This is a genomic window from Micromonospora sp. CPCC 205561 (assembly GCF_036906775.1).
Classification (GTDB): domain Bacteria; phylum Actinomycetota; class Actinomycetes; order Mycobacteriales; family Micromonosporaceae; genus Micromonospora.
The window spans coordinates 42,618-65,419 of the sequence record NZ_JBAKHV010000016.1 but is presented as its reverse complement, the minus strand read 5'-3'; the positions used below and the strand labels follow the sequence as shown (position 1 = coordinate 65,419).

At 73.6% G+C, this 22,802-nt stretch carries 19 protein-coding genes; 10 read left to right on the top strand and 9 right to left on the bottom strand.

Translation table 11 applies throughout. From position 1 onward, the window contains the following. Positions 1-146 precede the first annotated feature (146 nt). Complete coding sequence (locus tag V6V16_RS11570) at positions 147-629, top strand: Rieske (2Fe-2S) protein (protein ID WP_334561981.1); 483 nt, start codon at positions 147-149, stop codon at positions 627-629. A gap of 40 nt (positions 630-669) precedes the next feature. Here V6V16_RS11570 and V6V16_RS11565 read toward each other — a convergent pair whose 3' ends face one another. Further along, a complete protein-coding gene (locus V6V16_RS11565; RefSeq protein WP_334561980.1) occupies positions 670-1,947 on the bottom strand; it encodes an MFS transporter in 1,278 nt (425 codons plus the stop codon). A gap of 153 nt (positions 1,948-2,100) precedes the next feature. Here V6V16_RS11565 and uvrC point away from each other — a divergent pair, with 153 nt between their 5' ends. Continuing rightward, a complete protein-coding gene (gene uvrC / locus V6V16_RS11560; RefSeq protein ID WP_334561979.1) occupies positions 2,101-4,080 on the top strand; it encodes an excinuclease ABC subunit UvrC in 1,980 nt (659 codons plus the stop codon). A 121-nt stretch (positions 4,081-4,201) separates the two neighbouring features. Here uvrC and recQ read toward each other — a convergent pair whose 3' ends face one another. Both recQ and V6V16_RS11550 read right to left on the bottom strand, forming a co-directional pair. After that, positions 4,202-6,040, bottom strand: a complete 1,839-nt coding sequence (recQ, locus tag V6V16_RS11555) for a DNA helicase RecQ (RefSeq protein ID WP_334561978.1) — start codon at positions 6,038-6,040, stop codon at positions 4,202-4,204. A gap of 252 nt (positions 6,041-6,292) precedes the next feature. Beyond that, positions 6,293-6,637: a hypothetical protein gene (locus V6V16_RS11550; RefSeq protein ID WP_334561977.1), complete on the bottom strand. Its 345-nt coding sequence runs from the start codon at positions 6,635-6,637 to the stop codon at positions 6,293-6,295. 296 nt (positions 6,638-6,933) lie between these two features. Between V6V16_RS11550 and rapZ the strand changes: the two genes are divergently transcribed. From rapZ to V6V16_RS11510, 8 genes are all read left to right on the top strand, one after another. Beyond that, positions 6,934-7,821 carry an RNase adapter RapZ gene (gene rapZ, locus V6V16_RS11545; RefSeq protein ID WP_442934064.1) on the top strand — a complete coding sequence of 296 codons (888 nt, stop codon included), beginning with the start codon at positions 6,934-6,936 and terminating at the stop codon, positions 7,819-7,821. Beyond that, the gene (locus tag V6V16_RS11540) at positions 7,818-8,903 is read left to right on the top strand and encodes a gluconeogenesis factor YvcK family protein (RefSeq protein ID WP_334561975.1); all 1,086 of its coding nucleotides are present in this window, start codon (positions 7,818-7,820) and stop codon (positions 8,901-8,903) included. The genes rapZ and V6V16_RS11540 overlap by 4 nt, the downstream gene beginning before the upstream one ends. A gap of 54 nt (positions 8,904-8,957) precedes the next feature. Beyond that, entirely contained in the window at positions 8,958-9,938 is a 981-nt protein-coding gene (whiA, locus tag V6V16_RS11535; RefSeq protein ID WP_210776688.1) for a DNA-binding protein WhiA, read from the top strand. A 263-nt stretch (positions 9,939-10,201) separates the two neighbouring features. Next, positions 10,202-11,206, top strand: a complete 1,005-nt coding sequence (gene gap, locus V6V16_RS11530) for a type I glyceraldehyde-3-phosphate dehydrogenase (RefSeq protein ID WP_334561974.1) — start codon at positions 10,202-10,204, stop codon at positions 11,204-11,206. 53 nt (positions 11,207-11,259) lie between these two features. Next, entirely contained in the window at positions 11,260-12,459 is a 1,200-nt protein-coding gene (locus V6V16_RS11525) for a phosphoglycerate kinase (protein WP_334561973.1), read from the top strand. Continuing rightward, the gene (gene tpiA, locus V6V16_RS11520) at positions 12,459-13,250 is read left to right on the top strand and encodes a triose-phosphate isomerase (protein ID WP_334561972.1); all 792 of its coding nucleotides are present in this window, start codon (positions 12,459-12,461) and stop codon (positions 13,248-13,250) included. The genes V6V16_RS11525 and tpiA overlap by 1 nt, the downstream gene beginning before the upstream one ends. Positions 13,251-13,345: 95 nt before the next feature. Further along, on the top strand, positions 13,346-13,609 hold the full coding sequence (gene secG / locus V6V16_RS11515; RefSeq protein ID WP_121400676.1) for a preprotein translocase subunit SecG: 264 nt from the start codon (positions 13,346-13,348) through the stop codon (positions 13,607-13,609). A gap of 133 nt (positions 13,610-13,742) precedes the next feature. Further along, positions 13,743-14,093, top strand: a complete 351-nt coding sequence (locus V6V16_RS11510) for an RNA polymerase-binding protein RbpA (protein WP_334561971.1) — start codon at positions 13,743-13,745, stop codon at positions 14,091-14,093. Positions 14,094-14,154: 61 nt separating this feature from the next. Here V6V16_RS11510 and pgl read toward each other — a convergent pair whose 3' ends face one another. From pgl to tkt, 6 genes are all read right to left on the bottom strand, one after another. Then, positions 14,155-14,925 (bottom strand): 6-phosphogluconolactonase, encoded by a 771-nt coding sequence (gene pgl, locus V6V16_RS11505; protein WP_334561970.1) that lies wholly within the window; start codon positions 14,923-14,925, stop codon positions 14,155-14,157. Between the two features lie 66 nt (positions 14,926-14,991). Next, on the bottom strand, positions 14,992-16,008 hold the full coding sequence (locus V6V16_RS11500) for a glucose-6-phosphate dehydrogenase assembly protein OpcA (protein ID WP_334561969.1): 1,017 nt from the start codon (positions 16,006-16,008) through the stop codon (positions 14,992-14,994). 91 nt (positions 16,009-16,099) lie between these two features. Continuing rightward, positions 16,100-17,650 (bottom strand): glucose-6-phosphate dehydrogenase, encoded by a 1,551-nt coding sequence (zwf, locus tag V6V16_RS11495; RefSeq protein ID WP_334562010.1) that lies wholly within the window; start codon positions 17,648-17,650, stop codon positions 16,100-16,102. Between the two features lie 2 nt (positions 17,651-17,652). Next, on the bottom strand, positions 17,653-19,302 hold the full coding sequence (locus V6V16_RS11490) for a glucose-6-phosphate isomerase (protein ID WP_334561968.1): 1,650 nt from the start codon (positions 19,300-19,302) through the stop codon (positions 17,653-17,655). Continuing rightward, positions 19,299-20,477, bottom strand: a complete 1,179-nt coding sequence (gene tal, locus V6V16_RS11485; RefSeq protein ID WP_334561967.1) for a transaldolase — start codon at positions 20,475-20,477, stop codon at positions 19,299-19,301. The genes V6V16_RS11490 and tal overlap by 4 nt, the downstream gene beginning before the upstream one ends. Positions 20,478-20,493: 16 nt before the next feature. Continuing rightward, positions 20,494-22,632 carry a transketolase gene (gene tkt, locus V6V16_RS11480; RefSeq protein WP_334561966.1) on the bottom strand — a complete coding sequence of 713 codons (2,139 nt, stop codon included), beginning with the start codon at positions 22,630-22,632 and terminating at the stop codon, positions 20,494-20,496. Between the last annotated feature and the right edge of the window lie 170 nt (positions 22,633-22,802).

Here is a 22,802-nt window from a genome sequence, read left to right as displayed (position 1 = left end):
CACGGCGGATCTTCGGGGCGGGCCGCGCGGCCCGCCCCGGCGACCCGCGGTCGCCGGTCGGGTGAACCGTCGGGCACAGTGTTCCGTGTATCCGGGTACGGCCGCGGATCAGGACCGGGCGGCGGCAGCCGAGAGAGAGGCGAGGCATGAGTGACGATCAGGAGCTGACCGGACCGGTGGCGCGAACGCGACGCGCGCTCCTCACGGGCGCGGGAGCGGTCGGCGCGGCGGTGGTCCTGGCCGCCTGCGGCAGCGACGACTCCGGCGACGGCGCGGCCCCGACCAGCGGCGGCCCGGCGGTGCCCAGCACCGGCGACGCGGGCGGCGGCGACCGCGAGGGCGCCCAGTCGCTGGCCCGGACCGCCGACATCCCGGTCGGCGGAGGGGCCGTCTTCGCCGCGCAGGGCGTGGTGATCACCCAGCCCACCGCCGGCGAGTTCAAGGCGTTCGACCCGATCTGCACCCATCAGGGCTGCCCCGTGTCGAACGTCGACGGCGGCACCATCAACTGCACCTGCCACTTCAGCAAGTTCTCCATCGAGGACGGCTCCGTGAAGGGCGGTCCGGCCAAGAAGCCGCTCGCCCCCAAGAACATCAAGGTCACCGGGGACCGGATCTCACTGGCCTGACCCCGTCGGCCGGCGGGCCCGCCCGGGCCGCCGGCCGTGGTCACCCCGTCGGGGCGGGCACGTCGGGCGCGGACCGTGGACGCGTCGGCGCCGCCTGCCGCAGGGCGGCCGGCGGCAGCGCCCGCTCCAGCAGCAGGACACCGACGCCGCCGACGGCGTTGAGCAGCGCCAGGACCAGCCAGGGCGCGGCGGTGTCGACCTCGTACAGGGTGCCGAAGAAGGCCGGCGCGACCATCGAGGCGAGGGCGAAGGAGTACTGGAAGGCCGCCAGGTAGCGGCCCCGGGTCGCGTCCGGCGCGACGGCCGCCGCCAGCGCGGCGGACGCCGGCGCGTGCACCAGCTCCGCGACGGTGAACAGCAGCGTGGTCGCCGTCAGCAGCGCCACCACCACGCCGATGCTCCCCGGGCCGACGGTGGCCATGGCGAGCCCCCAGGCCGTCCAGAGCAGCGCCGCCAGCGCGATCACCCGGGTGCGGCGGTGGCGCGGCAGCCGGGTGCCCACGGGCGCGGAGAGCAGGGCGACGAGGAACGCGTTGCCGGCCAGGACGGCGGAGGTCAGCCAGGCCGGGCCCCGCGCGTCCGTGAGCATCACCGTGGGCAGCGCCAGGCCGAGCATCATGCTGGTCAGCGCGAAGACGGTGTTGAGGCCGACGAGGGCGAGGAACGGCCGGTCGCGCAGCAGCGCGCCGTACCCCCCGTGCCCCGGACCGGCCGGGCGTGCGGCGGGCGGCGGGGTCCGCACGCGCGCGGCGATGAGCACCGCGGCGAGGGCGAAGCAGCCCGCCGCCGCGTACGCCACCGCCCGGTAGGTGCCCGCCCGCCCGTCGGCCACCACCACCCCCGTCGCCAGGCCGCCCACCGCCAGCCCGGCCGTACGGGCGCCGTTGCTGATCGCGTACCAGGTGTCCCGGGTCCAGGCGCCGGGGCTGCCGTCCGCGTGGTCGGCGAGGGCCGTGAAGACGGTGGACCAGAAGAACCGCACGCCGACGGCGACCAGCGCCGCCGCGGCGAAGACGCCGACCGGCCCCCGCACCCAGGCGTACGCCAGGTAGCCGGCCGCCTGGAGCACCTGGGAGGCGACGACCACCGGCAGGGCGCCCACCCGGTCCGCCAGCGCCCCCGCCCAGAGCGGCACCGGGAGGGTCAGCACGGTCGCGGCGCTGAGCAGCACCCCGAGCAGCGCCAGCGGCACGTCGGTCAGCCGCAGGAAGTAGACCAGCGACAGGGGCAGGAACAGCCCGTTGCCGACCGAGTCCACGGTGAGCGCCGCCACGAGGACGGCGCCCCCTCGGCTGTGCTCCGCGCGCTCCGCGCCCATGTCCCCGTGCCCCTCGCCTCGGTCCGCCAGGGGCGGATGCTAGCCGGGAGCCCTCCCGGCGGCACCGGAATAACACCGGCGGGGTCCGCGTGCGGGCGGGGCGGCGGCCGCGGCGTGCCGGGGCTGTCGGAGGCGCGGACTAGGCTTGCTGCCGTGGCTGACCCCTCGACCTACCGCCCCGCACCCGGCACCATCCCGGAGGCACCGGGGGTCTACCGCTTCCGCGACGGCACCGGCCGGGTGATCTACGTCGGCAAGGCGAAGAACCTGCGCAGCCGGCTCAACTCCTACTTCGCCGACCTGTGGGGCCTGCACCAGCGCACCCAGCAGATGGTCACCACCGCCGAGTCGGTGGACTGGGTCACGGTCGGCACCGAGGTCGAGGCGCTCCAGCTCGAATATACCTGGATCAAGCAGTACGACCCGCGCTTCAACGTCCGCTACCGCGACGACAAGTCCTACCCCTACCTCGCCGTCACCCTCGACGAGGAGTTCCCCCGGCTGCAGGTGATGCGGGGCGCCAAGCGCAAGGGCGTGCGCTACTTCGGTCCCTACTCGCACGCCTGGGCGATCCGCGAGACGCTCGACCTGCTGCTGCGGGTCTTCCCGGCGCGCACCTGCTCGGCCGGGGTGTTCAAGCGGGCCGGCCAGGTCGGGCGCCCCTGCCTGCTGGGCTACATCGGCAAGTGCTCGGCCCCCTGCGTCGGCAGCGTCACCGCCGAGGGGCACCGGGAGATCGTCGACGGCTTCTGCGAGTTCATGGCCGGCCGCACGGACTCCATGGTCCGCAGGCTCGAACGGGAGATGACCGAGGCCAGCGAGCAGTTGGAGTTCGAGCGGGCGGCCCGGCTGCGCGACGACGTGGCCGCGCTGCGCCGGGCGATGGAGAAGCAGACCGTCGTGCTCGGCGACGGCACCGACGCCGACGTGGTCGCGTTCGCCGACGATCCGCTCGAAGCGGCCGTGCAGGTCTTCCACGTCCGCGACGGGCGGGTGCGCGGTCAGCGCGGCTGGGTGGTGGAGAAGACCGAGGAGCTGAGCACCGGCGACCTGGTGCACCACTTCTGCACCCAGGTCTACGGCGGCGAGCAGGGCGAGGCCGACGTGCCCCGCGAGCTGCTCGTGCCGGCGCTGCCCGCCGACGCCGACGCGCTGGCCGACTGGCTCAGCAGCCACCGGGGCAGCCGGGTGAGCCTGCGCGTGCCGCAGCGCGGCGACAAGCGGTCCCTGCTGGAGACGGTCGAGCGCAATGCCAAGGACGCCCTCGCCCGGCACCGGCTGCGCCGGGCCGGCGACCTGACCACCCGCGGCAAGGCGCTCGACGAGATCGGGGAGGCGCTCGACATGCGCACCTCGCCGCTGCGCATCGAGTGTTTCGACATCTCCCAGATGCAGGGCACCGACGTGGTCGCCAGCATGGTCGTCTTCGAGGACGGGCTGCCGCGCAAGAGCGAATACCGGCGCTTCATCATCCGTGGCGCCACCGACGACCTCTCCGCGATGTCGGAGGTGCTGCGCCGCCGCTTCGCCCGCTATCTCGACGCCCGCGCCGAGACCGGCGAGGCGGGCGTCGAGCCGGCCGACGACCCGGCCGTCCCGGCCGGAGCGGCCGGCGCCGACGAGCCGGGGATCGGCGCCCTGATCGACCCGACGACCGGGCGGCCGCGCAGGTTCGCGTACCCGCCGCAGCTGGTGGTGGTCGACGGCGGTGCGCCGCAGGTCGCGGCGGCGGCCCAGGCCCTGGCGGAGCTGGGCATCGACGACGTGGCGCTCTGCGGCCTGGCCAAGCGGCTGGAGGAGGTCTGGTTGCCCGACGACGAGTTCCCGGTCATCCTGCCGCGCACCTCGGAGGGGCTCTACCTGCTGCAACGGGTGCGCGACGAGGCGCACCGCTTCGCCATCGCCTTCCACCGGCAGCGGCGCTCCAAGCGGATGACCGAGTCGGCGCTGGACCGGGTGCCCGGCCTGGGCGAGGTGCGGCGCAAGGCGCTGCTGCGGCACTTCGGCTCGCTCAAGCGGCTCTCCGCCGCCACTGTGGAGGAGATCACCGAGGTGCCCGGCGTGGGGCGGCGCACCGCCGAGGCCATCCTGGCCGCGCTCGGCGGCGAGGCGAAGGCCCCGGCGGCGGACTGACCGCGCCACCCCCGGCCCCCGTGCGCCGAGGGCCGGCCGGATGGCTCCGCCGGGCACCCCACCGGCCGCGTGGCTTCGCCGGGCGCCCACCAACCCGGCCGGGTGGCTCCGCCGCCGGCGGTCACTCCGCCAGCACGGCCAGGATCTGCTCGCCGTACTTGGCCAGCTTGTTCTCGCCGACGCCGCCGACCCGGGAGAGTTCGGCCAGCGACGTGGGCGCGTCGGTGGCGATCTGCCGCAGCGTGGCGTCGTGGAAGATCACGTACGCCGGGACGCCCTGCTCCTTCGCGGTCGCGGCCCGCCAGGCGCGCAGCCGTTCGAAGACCCCGGCCGCCGCCGGCGAGAGTTCGGCGACGACGGTGGCCGCCCCGCGTGGCTTGGCCGACCGGGACGAGGCGACCTTCTCCGGCTCACGGCGCATCGTCACCGTGCGGCGGCGGCCCAGCACGTCGGCGCTGGCCTCGGTGAGGGCCAGCGTGCCGTAGTCGCCCTCCACCGCCAGCAGCCCCTCGGCCAGCAGCTGCCGCACCACGCCGCGCCACTCGGCCTCGCGCAGCTCGGTGCCGATGCCGAAGACGGTCAGCGAGTCGTGGCCGTACTGGCTGATCTTGTCGGTGGTGCGGCCGAGCAGGATGTCGACGCAGTGCCCGGCGCCGAAGCGCTGGTTGCGTTCCCGGTCGAGGCGGAAGACCGTGGAGAGCAGCTTCTGCGCCGCGACGGTGCCGTCCCAGGACTCGGGCGGCTCCAGGCAGGTGTCGCAGTTGCCGCAGGCGGCGGTGCCCCGTTCGCCGAAGTATTCGAGCAGCTGACCGCGGCGGCAGCGGACCGTCTCGCAGAGAGCGAGCATCGCGTCGAGGTGGGCGGCGAGGTTGCGCCGGTGGGCGAGGTCCCCGTCGGAGGTCTCGATCATCTTGCGCTGCTGCACCACGTCCTGGAGCCCGTACGCCAGCCAGGCCGTCGACGGCAGCCCGTCGCGCCCGGCGCGGCCGGTCTCCTGGTAGTAGCCCTCGACCGACTTGGGCAGGTCGAGGTGGGCGACGAAGCGGACGTCGGGCTTGTCGATGCCCATGCCGAACGCGATGGTCGCCACCATCACCAGCCCGTCCTCGCGCAGGAACCGCTGTTGGTTGCGCGCCCGGGTGCCCGAGTCGAGGCCGGCGTGGTAGGGCAGCGCGGCGACGCCGTTGGCGGTGAGGAACTCCGCCGTCTTCTCCACCGAGGCGCGCGACAGGCAGTAGACGATGCCGGCGTCGCCGGCGTGCTCGTCGCGCAGCAGGCTCAGCAGCTGCTTGCGGGGCTCGCGCTTGGGCACGATCCGGTACTGGATGTTGGGGCGGTCGAAGCTGGCCACGAAGTGCCGGGCGTCGGTGAGCTTGAGCCGGGTGGCGATCTCGGTGCGGGTCGCGCTGGTCGCGGTGGCGGTGAGCGCGATCCGCGGCACGTCGGGCCAGCGCTCGTGCAGCATCGACAGGGCGAGGTAGTCGGGGCGGAAGTCGTGCCCCCACTGCGACACGCAGTGCGCCTCGTCGATGGCGAACAGGGCGATCCGCCCCCGGTCGAGCAGCTGCTGCACCCCCCGGGTGCCCAGCGCCTCGGGCGCGAGGTAGAGCAGGTCGAGCTCGCCGCCGACGAAGGCCCGCTCCACCGCGCGGCGGGCGTCGAGATCCTGGGTCGAGTTGAGGAAGCCGGCCCGGACACCGACCGCCGTCAGCGCGTCGACCTGGTCCTGCATCAGCGCGATCAGCGGGGAGAGCACCACCGCCACGCCGTCGCGGACCAGCGCCGGGATCTGGTAGCACAGCGACTTGCCGCCACCGGTGGGCATCAGGACCAGCGCGTCGCCGCCGGCCACCACGTGGTCGATCACTTCCTGCTGGAAGCCGCGGAAGGCGTCGTAGCCGAAGACCCGGCGCAGCACCTCCAGGGCGGCGGAGGAGCGCAGGTCGGTGGGGGAAGGCATCCGGGGATTCTACGAGGCAGCGGTGACACGGATTGTCACCCGCGCCGCCCCGTACCCGTCGACGCCGGATGGGCCGGGTGCGGTGTGTCGCGGCGGCGCGGTCCGTGGGCCGGTCCCCGGCGGCGTCGCGCGTCGACCCTCGGCCCGTGGCGGGGGGCGACCAGGACGTCGGCGTACGGGTGGCGGGCGTGCGCCGGCGGCGGGGCCGGGGCCGCGGGACCGGGGCGGTCCGGCCCGGCGGCCCCGGGTCGCTCAGCCGGGCCCGGCGGAGTTCCTCGCCAGTCCGCGCGGCGGGGCCTTCATGCCGACCACGATGTCGACGATCTCGATGTAGCGGGCCTTGCTGCCCATCCGGAAGGCCGTGGCCGCCGCGTTGATCTCCTCCAGGGTGTCCGCCTCGACCATGGTCACCTGGTCGTAGCGGCCGTTGACCCCGGTGCAGACCACGTGGGTGAGCTGCTTGGCGAAGCGCGCCAGGTCGCGGGCGTGCTCGGCGGAGACCTCGTGGATGCCCTCCCGGCCCAGGGCGAAGTACTCCGGGTTGATCTTCATGAACAGGAAGCCGACGTATTTGTTCTTCTCCGCCAGATCGTGCATCGCACCTCCCTGAAACCGGCCGCCACCTGCGGCTACAGCCCGAAGCGTATGGACGGTCACTGATCGTCATCAAGGTGTCGCGCTGTCGGTAGGGCGACTCTCGCGACGTGGCTGCGACCCGTCCCGTCCGAGGGCCGCCGCCGGCCGCGGCGACTCGGCGCGGGACGCACCGGCAACGCGCGGGCGGTGCGGGATAGAGTCGCTGATTGACCACGCGGCCGGGGCTGCCGGCGGCGGCGCGGCTTGGGGGGTAGTGGGTGAGCGAGGCACGTACGGGCGAGGAACGGGGCGCGACGGTGACCGGACAGCCGGCCCCGACGGAGTCCGACACCACCCTCGTGGTGGTCACCGGCCTCTCCGGCGGCGGCCGCAGCACCGTGGCCCGGGCGCTGGAGAACGTCGGCTTCTACGTGGTGGACAACCTGCCCCAGGCGCTGATGCTCGACATGGCCGAGCTGGCGTTCAAGGCGGGTGGCGCCGCCCGGCGCACGGCCATGGTGCTGGACGTCCGGTCGCGGGCGTTCTCCACCGACCTGGCCGGGGCGATCCGGGAGCTGAAGGAGCGCGGCTTCTCGCCCCGGGTGGTCTTCGTCGACGCCGACGACGAGGTGCTCATCCGGCGCTTCGAGAGCGTCCGGCGCTCCCACCCGTTGCAGGGCGACGGGCGCCTCGCCGACGGCATCGCGGTCGAGCGCGGCCTGCTGGAGGAGGCCCGCGACCAGGCCGACGTGATCATCGACACCAGCCACCTGAACGTCAACCAGCTCCGCCGCCGCATCGAGGAGCTCTTCGGCGCCGAGGACGCCCGCCGCCTGCGGGTCACCGTGCTCTCCTTCGGCTTCAAGTACGGCCTGCCGCCGGACGCCGACTTCGTGTTGGACGCCCGGTTCCTGCCCAACCCGTACTGGGTGCCCGAGTTGCGGGAGCACACCGGCCGGGAGGAGGCCGTCAGCTCGTACGTGCTGGGTCAGGAGGGCGCGGACGCCTTCGTCGGGTCGTACGCCGACCTGGTCAACGCCACCACCGTCGGCTTCGAGCGGGAGGGCAAGCGCTACCTGACCGTGGCGGTCGGCTGCACCGGCGGCAAGCACCGCAGCGTGGCGATCGCCGAGGAGCTGGCGGGGCGGCTGCGCCACTCCGGCCTGGCGGCCAACGCGCAGCACCGCGACCTGGGGCGCGAATGACGGCGACGCGGGTGGTCGCCTTCGGCGGTGGGCACGGCCTCTCCGCCTCGCTGCGCGCCCTGCGCCGCTGCGCGCCCGAGCTGGACCTGGACATCACGGCGGTGGTCACCGTCGGCGACGACGGCGGCTCCAGCGGCCGGCTGCGGGCCGAGCGGGGCGGCCTGCCCCCGGGTGACCTGCGGCAGGCGCTGGTCGCGCTGGCCGGCGACCACCCGGCCACCCGGCGCAGCGCGGGGCTCTTCCAGCACCGCTTCGCCGAGGTGCCGGTGCCGCGCGTCGCCGACCCGACTTCGGCCGGAGGCGGCGGGTCGGACGGGCCTCTTCCGCGCGTCTCGGGCAGGGCCGTTCCCGCTCCGGCCGCAGTCGGCGGCGGGCGGCCGGGTGCCGACGGCGACGGGCTGGCCGGGCACGCGGTGGGCAACCTGGTGCTCTGCGGGCTGATGGAGCTGCTCGGGGACCCGGTGGCCGCCCTGGAGCACGCCGGCGCGATGCTCGGCGCGGTGGGCCGGGTGCTGCCGATGTCGTGCGAGCCGGTGGGGATCGAGGCGCGGGTGCGCGGCGTCGACCCGCGCCGCCCGGACGAGGTGCGCACGGTCAGCGGCCAGCACCAGGTCGCCGTGACGACCGGCCGGGTGGAGTCGCTGCGGCTCACCCCGGTCGCGCCGGACGCCTGCCCGCAGGCGGTCGCCGCGATCGGCGCGGCCGACTGGCTGATCTTCGGCCCGGGCAGCTGGTACACCAGCGTGCTGCCCCACCTGCTGGTGCCGCAGCTGGCCGCCGCGATCGTCGCCAGCCCGGCCCGGCGGCTGGTCACCCTGAACCTCGCCGCGGAGAAGGAGACCCTCGGGCTCTCCCTGGCCGACCACCTGGCCGCGCTGCGCTGGTACCTGCCGCAGCTGAAGGTGGACCGGGTGGTCGCCGATTCCAAGGTGGTGGGTGACCCCGAACCGGTCGCCCGTGCGGCAGAATCGCTGGGTGCCCGCCTGGTCCTCGCTCCCGTCGCGGTCACCGACGGCACTCCCCGTCATGATCCGGCCGCCCTGGGCGCCGCACTGGTGCCTGTCCTGGGCGCCGATCGTTAGACACGTACGTAATCTCCGGCGACACGCCGGAACAGGTCCGTGAGGGGACGCACAATGGCGATGACGGCTGCGGTCAAGGACGAGCTGAGTCGGGTCGACGTGCCCAAGCCCTGCTGCCGGCGGGCGGAGATGGCCGCGCTGCTGCGCTTCGCCGGCGGGCTGCACATCGTCTCCGGCCGGGTCGTGGTGGAGGCCGAACTCGACACCGGGGCGGTGGCCCGGCGGCTGCGGCGGGAGGTCGCCGAGGTCTACGGCTATCCCAGCGAGATCCACGTGCTCGCCTCCGGTGGCCTGCGCAAGGGCAGCCACTTCATCGTCCGGGTGGTCAAGGACGGTGAGGCCCTGGCGCGGCAGACCGGGCTGCTCGACGTCCGGGGCCGCCCGGTGCGGGGGCTGCCGCCGCACGTCGTCGCCGCGAACGTCTGCTGCGCGGTCTCGGCCTGGCGGGGCGCGTTCATGGCGCACGGCTCACTGACCGAGCCCGGTCGCTCCAGCGCGCTGGAGATCACCTGCCCGGGGCCCGAGTCGGCGCTGGCCCTGGTGGGCGCGGCCCGCCGCATCGGCATCACCGCGAAGAACCGCGAGGTGCGGGGCGTGGACCGGGTGGTGGTCAAGGACGGCGACGCGATCGCCGCGCTGCTCACCCGCATCGGCGCGCACTCCAGCGTGCTGGCCTGGGAGGAGCGCCGGGTACGCCGCGAGGTGCGGGCCACGGCCAACCGGCTGGCCAACTTCGACGACGCCAACCTGCGCCGCTCCGCGCGGGCCGCGGTCGCCGCCGCCGCCCGGGTCACCCGGGCGCTGGAGATCCTCGCCGAGGACGCGCCGAACCACCTGACCTCGGCCGGCCGGCTGCGCCTGGAGCACCGGCAGGCCTCGCTGGAGGAACTGGGCGCGCTGGCCGACCCGCCCCTGACCAAGGACGCGATCGCCGGCCGGATCCGCAGGCTGCTGGCGCTGGCCGACAAGCGGGCGCGCGACCTGGGCATCCCGGATACGGAAGCGGCCGTCACGCCCGACATGCTCGTGGTCTGATGGGACGGTGAGGCGTCGCGCCGTGGCCGGGATCTCCACCCGCCGCAGCGTGGCGGCGCACGCTCGGATAGGGTCGCTGCGTACGGCAAGGGGGCCGGCACAGGCACTCCTCGTCGTGCCCACCGCCTCCGGCGGTCAGGTCGTTCGGGACCGCGGCGGGGTGGCCGAGATGTAACGTCAACGGCCGGCTCCACGGTCGGCGCACACACCTCCGCCGGCCCGGGTCTTACGCCGGCGGACCAGAACGCGAGGAGATGGGACCTGTGACCATCCGGGTTGGCATCAACGGCTTCGGCCGGATCGGACGCAACTTCTTCCGGGCAGTGCTGGCGTCCGGCGCTGACATCGAGGTCGTGGCGGTCAACGACCTGACCGACAACGCGACGCTCGCCCACCTGCTCAAGTACGACAGCATCCTGGGCCGCCTCCCGCACGAGGTGAAGGCCACCGCGGACGAGATCACCGTCGGTGGCAGGACCATCAAGGCGTACGCCGAGAGGGACCCGGCGAAGCTGCCGTGGGGCGACGCCGGCGTGGACGTGGTCATCGAGTCCACCGGCTTCTTCACCGACGCCACCAAGGCGAAGGCGCACGTCGACGGCGGGGCCAAGAAGGTCATCATCTCCGCCCCGGCGAAGAACGAGGACGTCACGGTCGTCATGGGCGTCAACCACGACCAGTACGACCCGGCCAAGCACACCATCATCTCGAACGCGTCCTGCACCACCAACTGCCTCGCCCCGATGGCGAAGGTCCTGCACGACACGTTCGGCATCCAGCACGGTCTGATGACGACGATCCACGCGTACACCCAGGACCAGAACCTCCAGGACGCGCCGCACTCCGACCTGCGTCGGGCCCGCGCCGCCGCGCTGAACATCGTGCCGACCTCGACCGGCGCGGCGAAGGCGATCGGCCTGGTGCTGCCGGAGCTGAAGGGCAAGCTGGACGGCTACGCCCTGCGGGTGCCGATCCCGACCGGCTCGGCCACCGACCTGACCGTCAACGTCGACCGGGAGACCACGGTGGACGAGGTCAACGCCGCGCTGAAGGCCGCCGCCGAGGGCCCGCTCAAGGGCATCCTGGTCTACAACGAGGACCCGATCGTCTCCTCGGACATCGTCACCGACCCGGCGTCGTGCATCTTCGACGCGCCGCTGACCAAGGTCGTCGGCAACCAGGTCAAGGTCGTCGGCTGGTACGACAACGAGTGGGGCTACTCGAACCGCCTCGTCGACCTGGTCAAGCTGGTCGGTAAGTCCCTGTGAGTGCGAGGAGTGAGCTCGCGAGCCCCGCGGTCACGAACGGAGGGCTGGCCTAAGTGAGCATCCGTACCCTCGACGACCTGCTCGCCGAGGGGGTGTCGGGTCGGCGTGTGCTGGTGCGCGCCGACCTGAACGTCCCGCTCGACAAGCAGACCGGGGACATCACCGACGACGGCCGGATCCGCGCCGTCCTGCCGACGCTCGGCGCGCTGGTCGAGGCCGGCGCCAAGGTGGTCGTCTGCTCGCACCTGGGTCGCCCGAAGGGCGCCCCGGACCCGCAGTTCAGCCTGCGTCCGGTCGCCGGTCGCCTCGGCGAGCTGCTCGGCGCGCCGGTGCGCTTCGCCACCGACACCGTCGGCGAGTCCGCCCGCTCCACCGTCGACGCGCTCGCCGGCGGCGAGGTCGCGCTGCTGGAGAACCTGCGCTTCAACAAGGGCGAGACCAGCAAGGACGACACCGAGCGGGGCGCCTTCGCCGACCAGCTCGCCGCGTTCGGCGACGCGTACGTCGACGACGCGTTCGGCGCGGTGCACCGCAAGCACGCCAGCGTCCACGACGTGCCGGCCCGGCTGCCGCACGTCGCGGGCCGGCTGGTGCTGCGCGAGGTGGAGGTCCTGTCCCGGCTGACCGGCGAGCCGGAGCGCCCGTACGTCGTGGTGCTCGGCGGCTCGAAGGTCTCCGACAAGCTGGCGGTGATCGAGGCGCTGCTGCCGTCGGTCGACCGGCTGCTCATCGGCGGCGGGATGTGCTTCACCTTCCTCAAGGCGCAGGGCCACGAGGTGGGCTCCTCGCTGCTGGAGGAGGAGATGGTCGAGACCTGCCGCAACCTGCTGGAGCGCTCCGAGGGCAAGATCATGCTCCCGGTCGACGTGGTGGCCGCCGACGCGTTCGCCCCGGACGCCGCGCACGACACCGTGCCGGCCGACGGCATCCCCAGCAAGCGGGTCGGGCTCGACATCGGGCCGGAGACGGTCGCCGGGTTCGCCGCCGCGCTCAAGGGCGCGCGGACGATCTTCTGGAACGGCCCGATGGGCGTGTTCGAGATGGCGGCGTTCGCCCACGGCACCCGCGGGATCGCCGAGACGATCGCCAGGTCCGACGCGTTCACCGTGGTCGGCGGCGGTGACTCGGCCGCCGCCGTGCGGGCGCTAGGGCTGGACGAGTCGTCCTTCGGGCACATCTCCACCGGCGGTGGCGCATCCCTCGAATATCTGGAGGGCAAGACCCTCCCCGGCATCGCGGCCCTGGAGAACTGATGGCGAGCGCCACCCGCCGGCCCCTGATGGCCGGCAACTGGAAGATGAACCTCAACCACCTCGAGGCCAACCTGCTGGTGCAGAAGCTGGCGGCCAGCCTCACCGAGAAGCAGCTCACCGACGTCGAGACGGTGGTCCTGCCGCCGTTCACCGACCTGCGTACGGTGCAGACCGCGGTCGACGGCGACAAGCTGCGCATCGGCTACGGCGGGCAGGACCTCTCGCCGCACGCGTCGGGCGCCTACACCGGGGACATCTCCGGGCCGATGCTGGCGAAGCTCGGCTGCACCTACGTGGTGATCGGGCACTCGGAGCGGCGGGCCTACCACCACGAGGACGACTCGGTCGTCAACGCCAAGGTGCAGGCGGCGCTGACCCACGGGCTCACCCCGATCCTCTGCGTGGGCGAGGGGCTCGACGTGCGGGACAAGGGCACCCACGTGGCGCACTGCAGCGACCAGCTCGACGGCGCCCTGAAGGGGCTGACCGCCGAGCAGGTGGCGAAGGTCGTGGTGGCGTACGAGCCGGTCTGGGCGATCGGCACGGGCAAGACGGCCACCCCGGAGGACGCCCAGGAGGTCTGCGCAGCGGTCCGTCAGCGCCTGGCCGAGTCCTTCGGCCAGGAGACCGCCGAGCAGGTCCGGGTCCTCTACGGCGGGTCGGTCAAGTCCTCGAACGTCGCGGCGATCATGGCTCAGCCGGACGTGGACGGGGCGCTGGTGGGCGGCGCGAGCCTGGACGCCGAGGAGTTCGCGAAGATCTGCCGGTTCCCGGAGCACATCACCCGCTGATCGCTCGCTATCCTTGACTCCGCCCGTCCGTCGGTCGGTGCCACCGTGCCCGATCTGCCCGGGCGAGGATCGTAACGAGAGGACTGACCCCAGCCATGCCGATCTGGTTCGCATACACGTTGATCGTGTTGCTGGTCATCACGAGCATTCTGCTGACCATGCTGATCCTGCTGCACCGCGGCAAGGGCGGCGGGTTGTCGAGCATGTTCGGCGGTGGCGTCAGCTCCAGCCTCGCCGGTTCCTCGGTGGCGGAGAAGAACCTCGACCGCTACACCGTCCTGGTGGGCATCGTCTGGTTCGCCTGCATCGTCGGGCTCGGGCTCTGGCTCCGCCTCCAGATGGCCAGCGGCACGGTCTGAGCGCCGTCGAGTCGTACAATCTGCGCGCGGCCCGTCACCGACGGGCCGCGCGCAGTCCGTTTCACCCGCTGCACCGCGTCGCCCGCCGCCCTCTCCGCGGCGGTATCCCCTCCGACGACAGGAGCAAGCAGCCGTGCCGAGTGGCAACGTCATCCGGGGCACCCGTGTCGGCTCCACGCCCGACCGCCACGCCGAGCGCTACCAGCCGGCCCCGTGCCGGACGGTCGCCTACTGGTGCCGCAACGACCACCACACCGAGATCAGGATCGCCGCCGACGTCGAGGCGCCGGAGCTGTGGGACTGCCCGCGCTGCGGCCTGCCGGCCGGGCAGGACGCGCAGAACCCGCCGGGCCGCGCCCGCCCCGAGCCGTACAAGACCCACCTGGCGTACGTGAAGGAACGCCGTACCGCCGAGGAGGGAGCGGCCATCCTGGCCGAGGCCCTCGCCAACCTGCGTCGCCGTCGGGGCCGTCCCACCACCTAGCCGGCCCACGACGGGCACGCGAGGGCCCCCCGCCGGCGGCAGAGGGCCCTCGCAACACACCTCAGCGCAGGCTGCGCGACCGGGCCGGCACGTCGACGGCCGCGGCCCGGTCCAGCAGCCAGAGGGTCCGGCCGGTGCCCCGCGCGCCCGCCGCCGGCAGCTGCACCGGACCGGCCCCGGCCAGCGCCATGCCGACCGCACCTGCCTTGTCCGCCCCGCTGGCCACCAGCCAGACCTCCTCGGCCGTGTTGATGGCCGGGAGGGTCAGGGTGGTGCGCACCGGCGGCGGCTTCGGGCTGCCCCGCACCGCGCTCACCGGCCGGCTGTCGTGGTGCACCGGGTGCTCGGGGAAGACCGAGGCGACGTGCCCGTCCTCGCCGACGCCCAGCATCAGCACGTCGAAGTGGGGGAGCGCGGCGTGCCCCGGGCGCGCCGCGCGGGCCAGTTCCTCGGCGTACCGGGCCGCCGCCTCCTCCGGGTCGGGCCCGGCCGGGCCGTCGGAGGCCGGCATCGGGTGGACCCGGGCCGGGTCCACCGGCACCGCGTCCAGCAGCGCCGCGCGGGCCTGGGTCTCGTTGCGCTCCGGGTCGCCGGCCGGCAGGAAGCGCTCGTCGCCCCACCACACGTCCACCCGGGACCAGTCCACCGCGTCCCGGGCGGGCAGCGCGGCCACCGCCCGGTACACCGCCGCGGCGATCCGCCCCCCGGTCAGCACCACCGACGCCTGGCCCCGTTCGGCCTGCGCGTCGAGCAGCTTGACCACCAGCCGGGCGGCCACCGCCTGGGCCAGCAGGTCGGCGTCGGCGTGGACGGCGACACTCGCCTCACTCATCTTGTGCCTTCATCTCTCCGGCCGCCCGCGCGGCCGGTGTTCCGTCGTGCGCCCGGATCGGGGCGCTCAGTGCTCGGCGCTCGTTCCGGCGTGCGCGGCGACCCCCGCCTCGGCCCGCTGGGCGGTGGCCGGGTCCTTCCAGACGTGCACCCGCTGGACCGGGCGCTGGTCCAGGCCGGTGATCCCGGCCGCGGTGCCCAGCGCCTCCGCGTACACCTGGTCGGCGTCGAGCCGACGCAGCTCCTCGGCCAGTTCGTCGCCGAGCGGCCGCCGGACGAGCGGCAACTGCCGATCCTCCTGGCCGGTACGCCGGAACGTCGCCACGCTGTCGTCCCGGGTCAGCGTGAGCGCGTCGCCGTTGGCGCAGCGCAGCTGCACCTGCCGCATCCGTGGGGACTCGTCGCTGTGCTCCTCGGCCGGCTCGATGCCGAGCCGCGCGGCCAGCCAGCCCCGCATCAGCGCGGCCGTCGGATCGCTGGGCGGGGCCACCACGGTCGCCTCGGTCACCTCTGCCTGGGTGGTGTCGAACGCCCCGGCGACCAGGGTGCGCCACGGGGTGATCCGGGTCCAGGCGAGGTCGGTGTCGCCGGGCGCGTAGTCCCGGGCCCGCTGGCGCAGCGCCTCGATGGGGTCGGGGGCCTGCGCGGAGTCGGTGATCCGCCGGTCGGCCACCACCCCGAGGAAGTCCGTGGCGATCTCGACCGGCGGCTCGCCGTGCCACCACGTCACCACCGGCACGTCGGGCACCAGCAGCGGCATCACCACCGACTCGGCGTGCAGGGCCAGCCGCCCGTACATCCGGGTGACCACCGCCTCGCACGGGCCGAGCCGGCCGCCGACGACGATCTCCGCGTCCAGCCGGTTGCGCTCGCGCTCGACGTCGGAGCGGACCACCACCACCAGCCGGCAGGGGTGCGCGGCGGCAGCTATCGTCGCCGCCGCCTCCGCCTCGCGGACCCGCTTCTCGTCCACCACCACGATCAGGGTGAGCGCCATGCCGCTGGCCACCCCGCCGGCGCTGCGCCGCTCGGCGGCCAGCGCCTTGACCACCTCGTTGCCGGTGGTGTCCCACAGGCCGATCAATGGAGCCTCCTGGTTTGCTCGCTGCGGCTGCTCACGGCACCTGCGTTCGTTCGCGACTGCGGGGCTCGCAGAACCGGCTCACTCCTCGCGCTCACGCCCGCCGCCAGGCCCGGCCCTCGCGGGCCAGCATCTCGTCGGCGGCCCGGGGACCCCACTCGCCGGCCCGGTACGGCTCCGGCCGGGCACCCGCCCACGCGTGCTCCAGCGGGTCCACCACCTGCCAGCTCTGCTCGACCTCGGCGGCGTCCGGGAAGAGGGTGCGGTCGCCGATCAGCACGTCCAGCACGAGCCGCTCGTACGCCTCGGGGCTGGACTCGGTGAACGCCTCGCCGTACTGGAAGTCCATCGCGATGTCGCGGACCTCCATCGTGGTGCCGGGCACCTTGGAGCCGAACTTCAGCACCACGCCCTCGTCCGGCTGCACCCGGATCACGAGCTGGTTGTTGCCCAGCGACTCCATGTCGGCCTCGTTGAACGGCAGGTGCGGTGCCTTCTTGAACATGATGGCGACCTCGGTGACCCGGCGCGGCAGCCGCTTGCCGGCCCGGATGTAGAACGGCACCTCCGCCCAGCGGCGGTTCTGGATGCCGAGCCGGACCGCCACGTAGGTCTCCGTGGTCGAGTCCTCCGGGACGCCCTCCTCCTCCAGGTAGCCGACGGCACGCTCGCCGCCCACCCAGCCCGGCAGGTACTGGCCGCGTACGGTGCCCTCGGAGACGTCCTTCGGCAGGGTGATCGCGCGGAGCACCTTGAGCTTCTCCGTGCGGATCTCGTCGGCGTCGAAGCTCGTCGGCTCCTCCATCGCCACCAGCGCCAGCAGTTGGAGCAGGTGGTTCTGGAGCACGTCGCGGGCCGCGCCGGCCGAGTCGTAGAAGCCGGCGCGGGTGCCGATCCCGACGTCCTCGGCCATGGTGATCTGCACCGAGTCGACGTACTTGGAGTTCCACAGCGGCTCGAACAGGTTGTTGGCGAACCGCAGGGCGAGGATGTTCTGGACGGTCTCCTTGCCGAGGTAGTGGTCGATGCGGAAGACGTCCTTGCGGGTGAAGACGTCGTCGACCAGGTCGTTCAGCGCCTTCGCCGAGGGCAGGTCGTGCCCGAAGGGCTTCTCCACCACCACCCGGCGCCAGCCACCGGACTTGGCGTTGTCGGCCATCCCGGTGCGGGCCAGCTGCTTGAGGACCACGGGGAACGCCGCCGGGGGGATGGAGAAGTAGAAGGCGGCGTTGCCCGGGATGCCGTGCGTCTGGCGAAGCTCGTCGAGCATCTCGGAGAGGTGGTCGAAGGCGGCGTCGTCGTCGAACGAGCCGCCGACGAACTTGATGTTGCCGGCCAGCCGCGCCCACACCTCCTCCCGCCAGGGGGTGCGGGCGTGCTTCCTGGCGGCCTCGTGGGCCACGGACTCGAAGTCCCCGTCGCCCCAGTCCCGGCGGGCGAAGCCGAGCACGGCGAAGCCCGGGGGCAGCAGCCCCCGGTTCGCCAGGTCGTACACCGCCGGTAGGAGCTTCTTGCGGGCCAGGTCGCCGGTGACGCCGAAGATCACCAGAGCGCAGGGCTCCGGGATCCTCGGCAACCGGCGGTCCTGCGGGTCGCGTAGCGGGTTCACGCCGCCTCCTCGCTCCGCGTCGTCCACGTTCCTCATCGTCACGCCCGCGACGCTCCGGCCGCGTCGAGCAACTGGGCCACGCCCGCCGACCGGTCGGTCAGGTGCAGCCGCACCAGCGGGCGCTCCCGCTCGGCCAGGGCCTGCCGGTCGCCGGCGGCCTGCGCCGCCTGCAACTCCCCGAAGGTGTACGGCCTGCCCGGCACCGGCAGGTCGTCGGCGACCGCCCCGGTGAGCTGGAGGAAGCTGCCGACCTGCGGACCGCCCTTGTGGTACTGGCCGGTGGAGTGCAGGAACCGGGGCCCCCACCCGAAGGTCACCGGCCGCGCGCCGGCGCCGGCCAGCAGCGGCCGCAGCCGGGCCGCGTCGGCGTCGGCGAACCGGTCGAGGTACGCCATCACCGCGACGTAGCCGTCGTCACCCGCCCCCTCGACCAGCCAGCGGAGCACGCCGGCCAGGTCACCGGGGGCACCCTGCGGGGCGTACACCTCGATCGCGCCCTCGGTGAACGACGGCGCCTCCGCCGGCGGGCCCGAGGCGAGGATCCGGTTGGTGTTCTCCTTGGACTCGGTGACGTTGGGCTGGTTGAACGGGTCGATGCCGAGCACGACCCCGGCGATCGCGGTGGCGTACTCCCAGGCCAGGAACTGCGCGCCGAGCGGGCCGTTGACCGCCACGTCGGCGTCGGCCCCGCCGCCGGGAACGGCGCCGGCGGAGAGCGCGCCGCCGTAGGTCACGGTGAGCACGTCGTCGCCGGTGGCGCCCGGGCTGCGCGGGGACTCCACGACGACCGGCAGGATGCCGACGCCGGCCTTGCCGGTGGACTCGGCGATCAGCTGCTCGGCCCAGTCGCCGAGGCCGTCGATGCCGGTGCCGTCGGAGATCAGGGCGATCTTGTCCCGCCCCATGGTGGCCGCCGACCCGAGGGCCGCGCCGAGCGCCAGGCCCGGGTTGTCGCGGTCCCCGCCCAGCGACCGCGCCAGCGCCTCCGCCTCGTCGAGCAGCTCGGCGACCTCGACCCCGGCCAGCGCCGACGGGACCAGCCCGAACGCGGTCAGCGCGGAGTACCGGCCGCCCACGTTCGGGTCGGCGAGCACGGTGAAGGCGCCCATCTCGGCGGCGGTGGCCTCCAGGGGCGAACCCGGGTCGGTGACGACGACGAAGTGCCGACCGGCCTCCGCCTCGGTCATCCCCGCGTCGAGGAAGGCCTGCCAGTAGGCGCGGCGGTGGCTGTCGGTCTCCACCGTCGAGCCCGACTTGCTGGCCACCACGACCACGGTGCGCTCCAGCCGGTCGGCCAGCGCCGCCCGGACCTGTCCCGGGTCGGTGGTGTCGAGCACCGTCAGCTGCTTGCCGAGGGTGCGGGCGATGACCTCGGGGGCGAGCGACGAGCCGCCCATCCCGGCGAGCACCACGTGGTCCAGGTCGGCCAGCTCCGCCTTCAGCTCGGCGAGCTGGGGGAGCAGCTCCCGGCTGCGCAGGTGGGTGTCCACCCAGCCGAGGCGGATCTTCGCCTCGGCCTCGGCGTCCGCGCCCCACAGGGTCGGGTCCTTCGCGGCCAGCTTGCCCGGCACGCCGGCGTTCACCAGCGCGTCCCGGGTCGAGGCGGGGGCCGACCGGTCGACCGCGTCGGCCCCGTGCACGGCGAGCCCGGCGGCCGTCTCGACCGCCCCGGCGAGCAGATCACTCACGCGTTTCCTCCCGCCTGCTGCGCGGCCTGCGCGTTCTCGGTCGCGGCGTCGCCCGGGTGGCCGGCGCCCCGGTCCGCGGCGGACAGCGACTTGCGTACGCCGGCGAGCAGCTCCTGCCAGCTCGCCTCGAACTTCTCCACGCCCTCGCGCTCCAGCGTCTCGATCACGTCGGCCAGGTCGATGCCGACCGACTCCAGGCTCGCGAAGACCTCGCGCGCCTCGTCGTACGAGCCGGTGATGGTGTCACCGCGGGTCTCGCCGTGCTCGGCGTACGCGTGCACGACCGGCTCCGGCATGGTGTTCACGGTGCCGGGGGCGATCAGCTCCTCGACGTAGATGACGTCGCGGTAGTCCGGGTTCTTGGTCGAGGTGGAGGCCCACAGCGGCCGCTGCGGGTGCGCCCCGGCGTCGGCGAGGGCCTGCCACCGGTCGGAGGAGAACACCTTGCCGTAGCGCTCGTACGCCAGCTTGGCGTTGGCGACGGCGGCCTTGCCGCGCAGCGCCTTCGCCTCGTCGGAGCCGATCTTCTCCAGGCGCTTGTCGACCTCGCTGTCGACCCGGGAGATGAAGAACGAGGCGACCGAGCCGATCTTGGACAGGTCGTGCCCGTTCGCCTTCGCCTGCTCCAGCCCGGCCAGGAACGCCTCCATCACCTGGGAGTAGCGGTCCAGTCCGAAGATCAGCGTGACGTTGACGCTGATCCCCTCCGCCAGGGCGGCGGTGATCGCCGGCAGGCCGGCCTCGGTGGCCGGGATCTTGATGTAGAGGTTGGGCCGGTCGACCAGCCACCACAGCGCCTTGGCCTCGGCCACGGTCTTCCCGGTCTCGTGGGCCAGCCGCGGGTCCACCTCGATGGAGACCCGCCCGTCCACCCCGCCGCTGCCCTCGTACGACGGCCGCATCACGTCGCACGCCCACCGCACGTCGTAGGTGGTGAGCATCCGCACGGCCTCCTCGACCTCCACGCCGCGGGCGGCGAGGTCGCGCAGCTGCCAGTCGTACTCGTCGGCGTCGCTCAGCGCCTTGGCGAAGATGGTCGGGTTGGTCGTCACCCCGGCCACGTGCTTCTCCCGGCGGAGCTGGTCCAGTCCGCCGGAGCTCAGCCGTACCCGGGAAAGGTCGTCGAGCCAGACCGCCACGCCTGCGGCGGTGAGTTCACTCAGCCTGTCCGTCATGCCGTCCACGCTCCCCTCAGTTGCCGGTCGTGAAACCGGTGATGTCGCCCAGCCGGGTGAGCGCCGCGTGCGCGGCGGCCACGATCCGGTCGGGGGTGAAGCCGAACTGCTCGAAGAGCACGGAGTGCGGGGCGCTCGCGCCGTAGTGCTCCAGGCTGACGCTCTCGCCGCAGTCGCCGACGATGGCGTGCCAGGACATGGCGATGCCCGCCTCCACGCTCACCCGTGCCTTTACCCCGCGCGGCAGCACCGACTCCCGGTATGCCTCGTCCTGCTCGAAGAACCACTCCTGGCAGGGCATCGAGACGACCCGGGTCGGGGTGCCGTCGGCCTCCAGCCGCTCGCGCGCGGTCAGGCAGAGCTGCACCTCGGAGCCGGTGCCGACGAGGATCACCTGCGGCTTGCCATTGGACGCCTCGGCCAGCACGTAGCCGCCCTTCGCCACGCCCTCGGCGCCGGCCAGGGTGGACCGGTCGAACGTCGGCAGCGCCTGGCGGCTCAGCGCCAGCGCGGTGGGGCGGTCGCTGTGCTCCAGCGCCTGCCGCCAGGCCCAGGCCGTCTCGTTGGCGTCGGCGGGCCGGACGACGTCCAGGCCCGGGATGGCGCGCAGCGCGGTCAGCTGCTCCACCGGCTGGTGCGTCGGGCCGTCCTCGCCGAGGCCGATCGAGTCGTGCGTCCAGACGAAGACCACCGGCAGCTTCATCAGCGCGGCGAGGCGCACCGACGGGCGCATGTAGTCGCTGAACACCAGGAAGGTGCCGCCGTACGGGCGGGTGCCGCCGTGCAGGGCGATGCCGTTGAGGATCGCGCCCATGGCGTGCTCGCGGATGCCGAAGTGCAGCGTGCGGCCGTACTCGTGGCCGGGGAAGTCCTTGGTGGCGTGGACGGCCGGGACGAACGACGGCTCGCCCTTCATGGTGGTGTTGTTGCTCTCCGCCAGGTCGGCGGAGCCGCCCCACAGCTCCGGCAGCACCGGGGCGAGCGCCTCCAGGACCTTTCCGGAGGCGGCCCGGGTGGCGATGCCCTTGGCGTCGGCCGGGAACTCCGGCAGCGCCTCGGTCCAGCCGGCCGGCAGGATCCGCCCGGCCATCCGGTCGTAGAGCGCGCGACGCTCCGGGTCGGCCTTCGCCCAGCCGTCGAACGCCGTCGTCCACTCCTGCTGCGCCCGGGCGCCGCGCTCCATCACCGTGCGGGCGTGGCCGAGCACCTCCTCGTCGACCTCGAAGGTCCGCGCCGGGTCGAAGCCGAGGAGCTGCTTGGTGGCGGCCACCTCGTCGCCGCCCAGCGCCGACCCGTGGATCTTGCCGGTGTTCTTCTTGTTGGGCGCGGGCCAGCCGATGATGGTGCGCAGCGCGATGAAGGAGGGGCGGGCGGTCTCGGCCTTCGCCGCCAGCAGCGCCCGGTGCAGGGCCTCGACGTCCTCGTGGTAGTCGCCCTGGTCGGCGTCGCCGGCGCGCCAGTCGACCGTCTGCACGTGCCAGCCGTACGCCTCGTAGCGGGCCGCGACGTCCTCGCTCTTGGCGATGCGGGTGTCGTCCTCGATGGAGATCTCGTTGTCGTCGTAGATCACCGTGAGGTTGCCCAGCTGCTGGTGCCCGGCGAGGGCGCTGGCCTCGTGGCTGATGCCCTCCTCGATGTCGCCGTCGGAGACGATGCACCAGATGTCGTGGTCGAAGACCGACCGGCCCGGCTCGGCCTCCGGGTCGAACAGGCCGCGCTCGCGGCGGGCGGCCATCGCCATGCCGACCGCGTTGCCCAGGCCCTGCCCGAGCGGGCCGGTGGTGGTCTCGACGCCGGGGGTGTGCCCGTGCTCGGGGTGCCCCGGGGTCAGCGAGCCCCACTGCCGCAGCGACTTCAGGTCCTCCAGTGCCAGCGGGTAGCCGGAGAGGAAGAGCTGGATGTAGAGGGTGAGGCTGGAGTGGCCCGCCGAGAGCACGAAGCGGTCCCGGCCCGGCCAGTTCGGGTCGGCCGGGTTGTGCCGCATCACCCGGTTGAAGAGCAGGTAGGCGGCGGGCGCGAGGCTCATCGCGGTGCCCGGGTGGCCGTTGCCGGATTTCTCCACGGCGTCCATGGCCAGCACGCGGACGGTGTCGACGGCCCGGCGGTCGAGGTCGGACCAGTTGAGTGCGGGGTGCTCGGGTCGGTTGGCAGCCACGATGGTTGTGCTCCTCGGCAGATGGGCGGAACCCTCAACGATGACCCTATCGAGCGGTCCTAAACGTCCGCCCGGGGATCTCCGCATGCTGGTCCGTGCGTGTTCGGGCGGGTCGCGGGTTCGTCCCGCGATGTGACCGCCCGCACCGTGGTCGGGTCGCCCGGGCAGCC

Excerpts from the sequence above, each read along its gene's own strand:
- recQ (WP_334561978.1), bottom strand. The coding sequence starts at position 6,040 with ATGCCTTCCCCCACCGACCTGCGCTCCTCCGCCGCCCTGGAGGTGCTG.
- V6V16_RS11565 (WP_334561980.1), bottom strand. The coding sequence starts at position 1,947 with ATGGGCGCGGAGCGCGCGGAGCACAGCCGAGGGGGCGCCGTCCTCGTG.
- tpiA (WP_334561972.1), top strand. The coding sequence starts at position 12,459 with ATGGCGAGCGCCACCCGCCGGCCCCTGATGGCCGGCAACTGGAAGATG.
- zwf (WP_334562010.1), bottom strand. The coding sequence starts at position 17,650 with ATGAGGAACGTGGACGACGCGGAGCGAGGAGGCGGCGTGAACCCGCTA.
- V6V16_RS11540 (WP_334561975.1), top strand. The coding sequence starts at position 7,818 with ATGACGGCGACGCGGGTGGTCGCCTTCGGCGGTGGGCACGGCCTCTCC.
- pgl (WP_334561970.1), bottom strand. The coding sequence starts at position 14,925 with ATGAGTGAGGCGAGTGTCGCCGTCCACGCCGACGCCGACCTGCTGGCC.
- whiA (WP_210776688.1), top strand. The coding sequence starts at position 8,958 with ATGGCGATGACGGCTGCGGTCAAGGACGAGCTGAGTCGGGTCGACGTG.
- secG (WP_121400676.1), top strand. The coding sequence starts at position 13,346 with ATGCCGATCTGGTTCGCATACACGTTGATCGTGTTGCTGGTCATCACG.
- V6V16_RS11550 (WP_334561977.1), bottom strand. The coding sequence starts at position 6,637 with ATGCACGATCTGGCGGAGAAGAACAAATACGTCGGCTTCCTGTTCATG.
- V6V16_RS11570 (WP_334561981.1), top strand. The coding sequence starts at position 147 with ATGAGTGACGATCAGGAGCTGACCGGACCGGTGGCGCGAACGCGACGC.
- tal (WP_334561967.1), bottom strand. The coding sequence starts at position 20,477 with ATGACGGACAGGCTGAGTGAACTCACCGCCGCAGGCGTGGCGGTCTGG.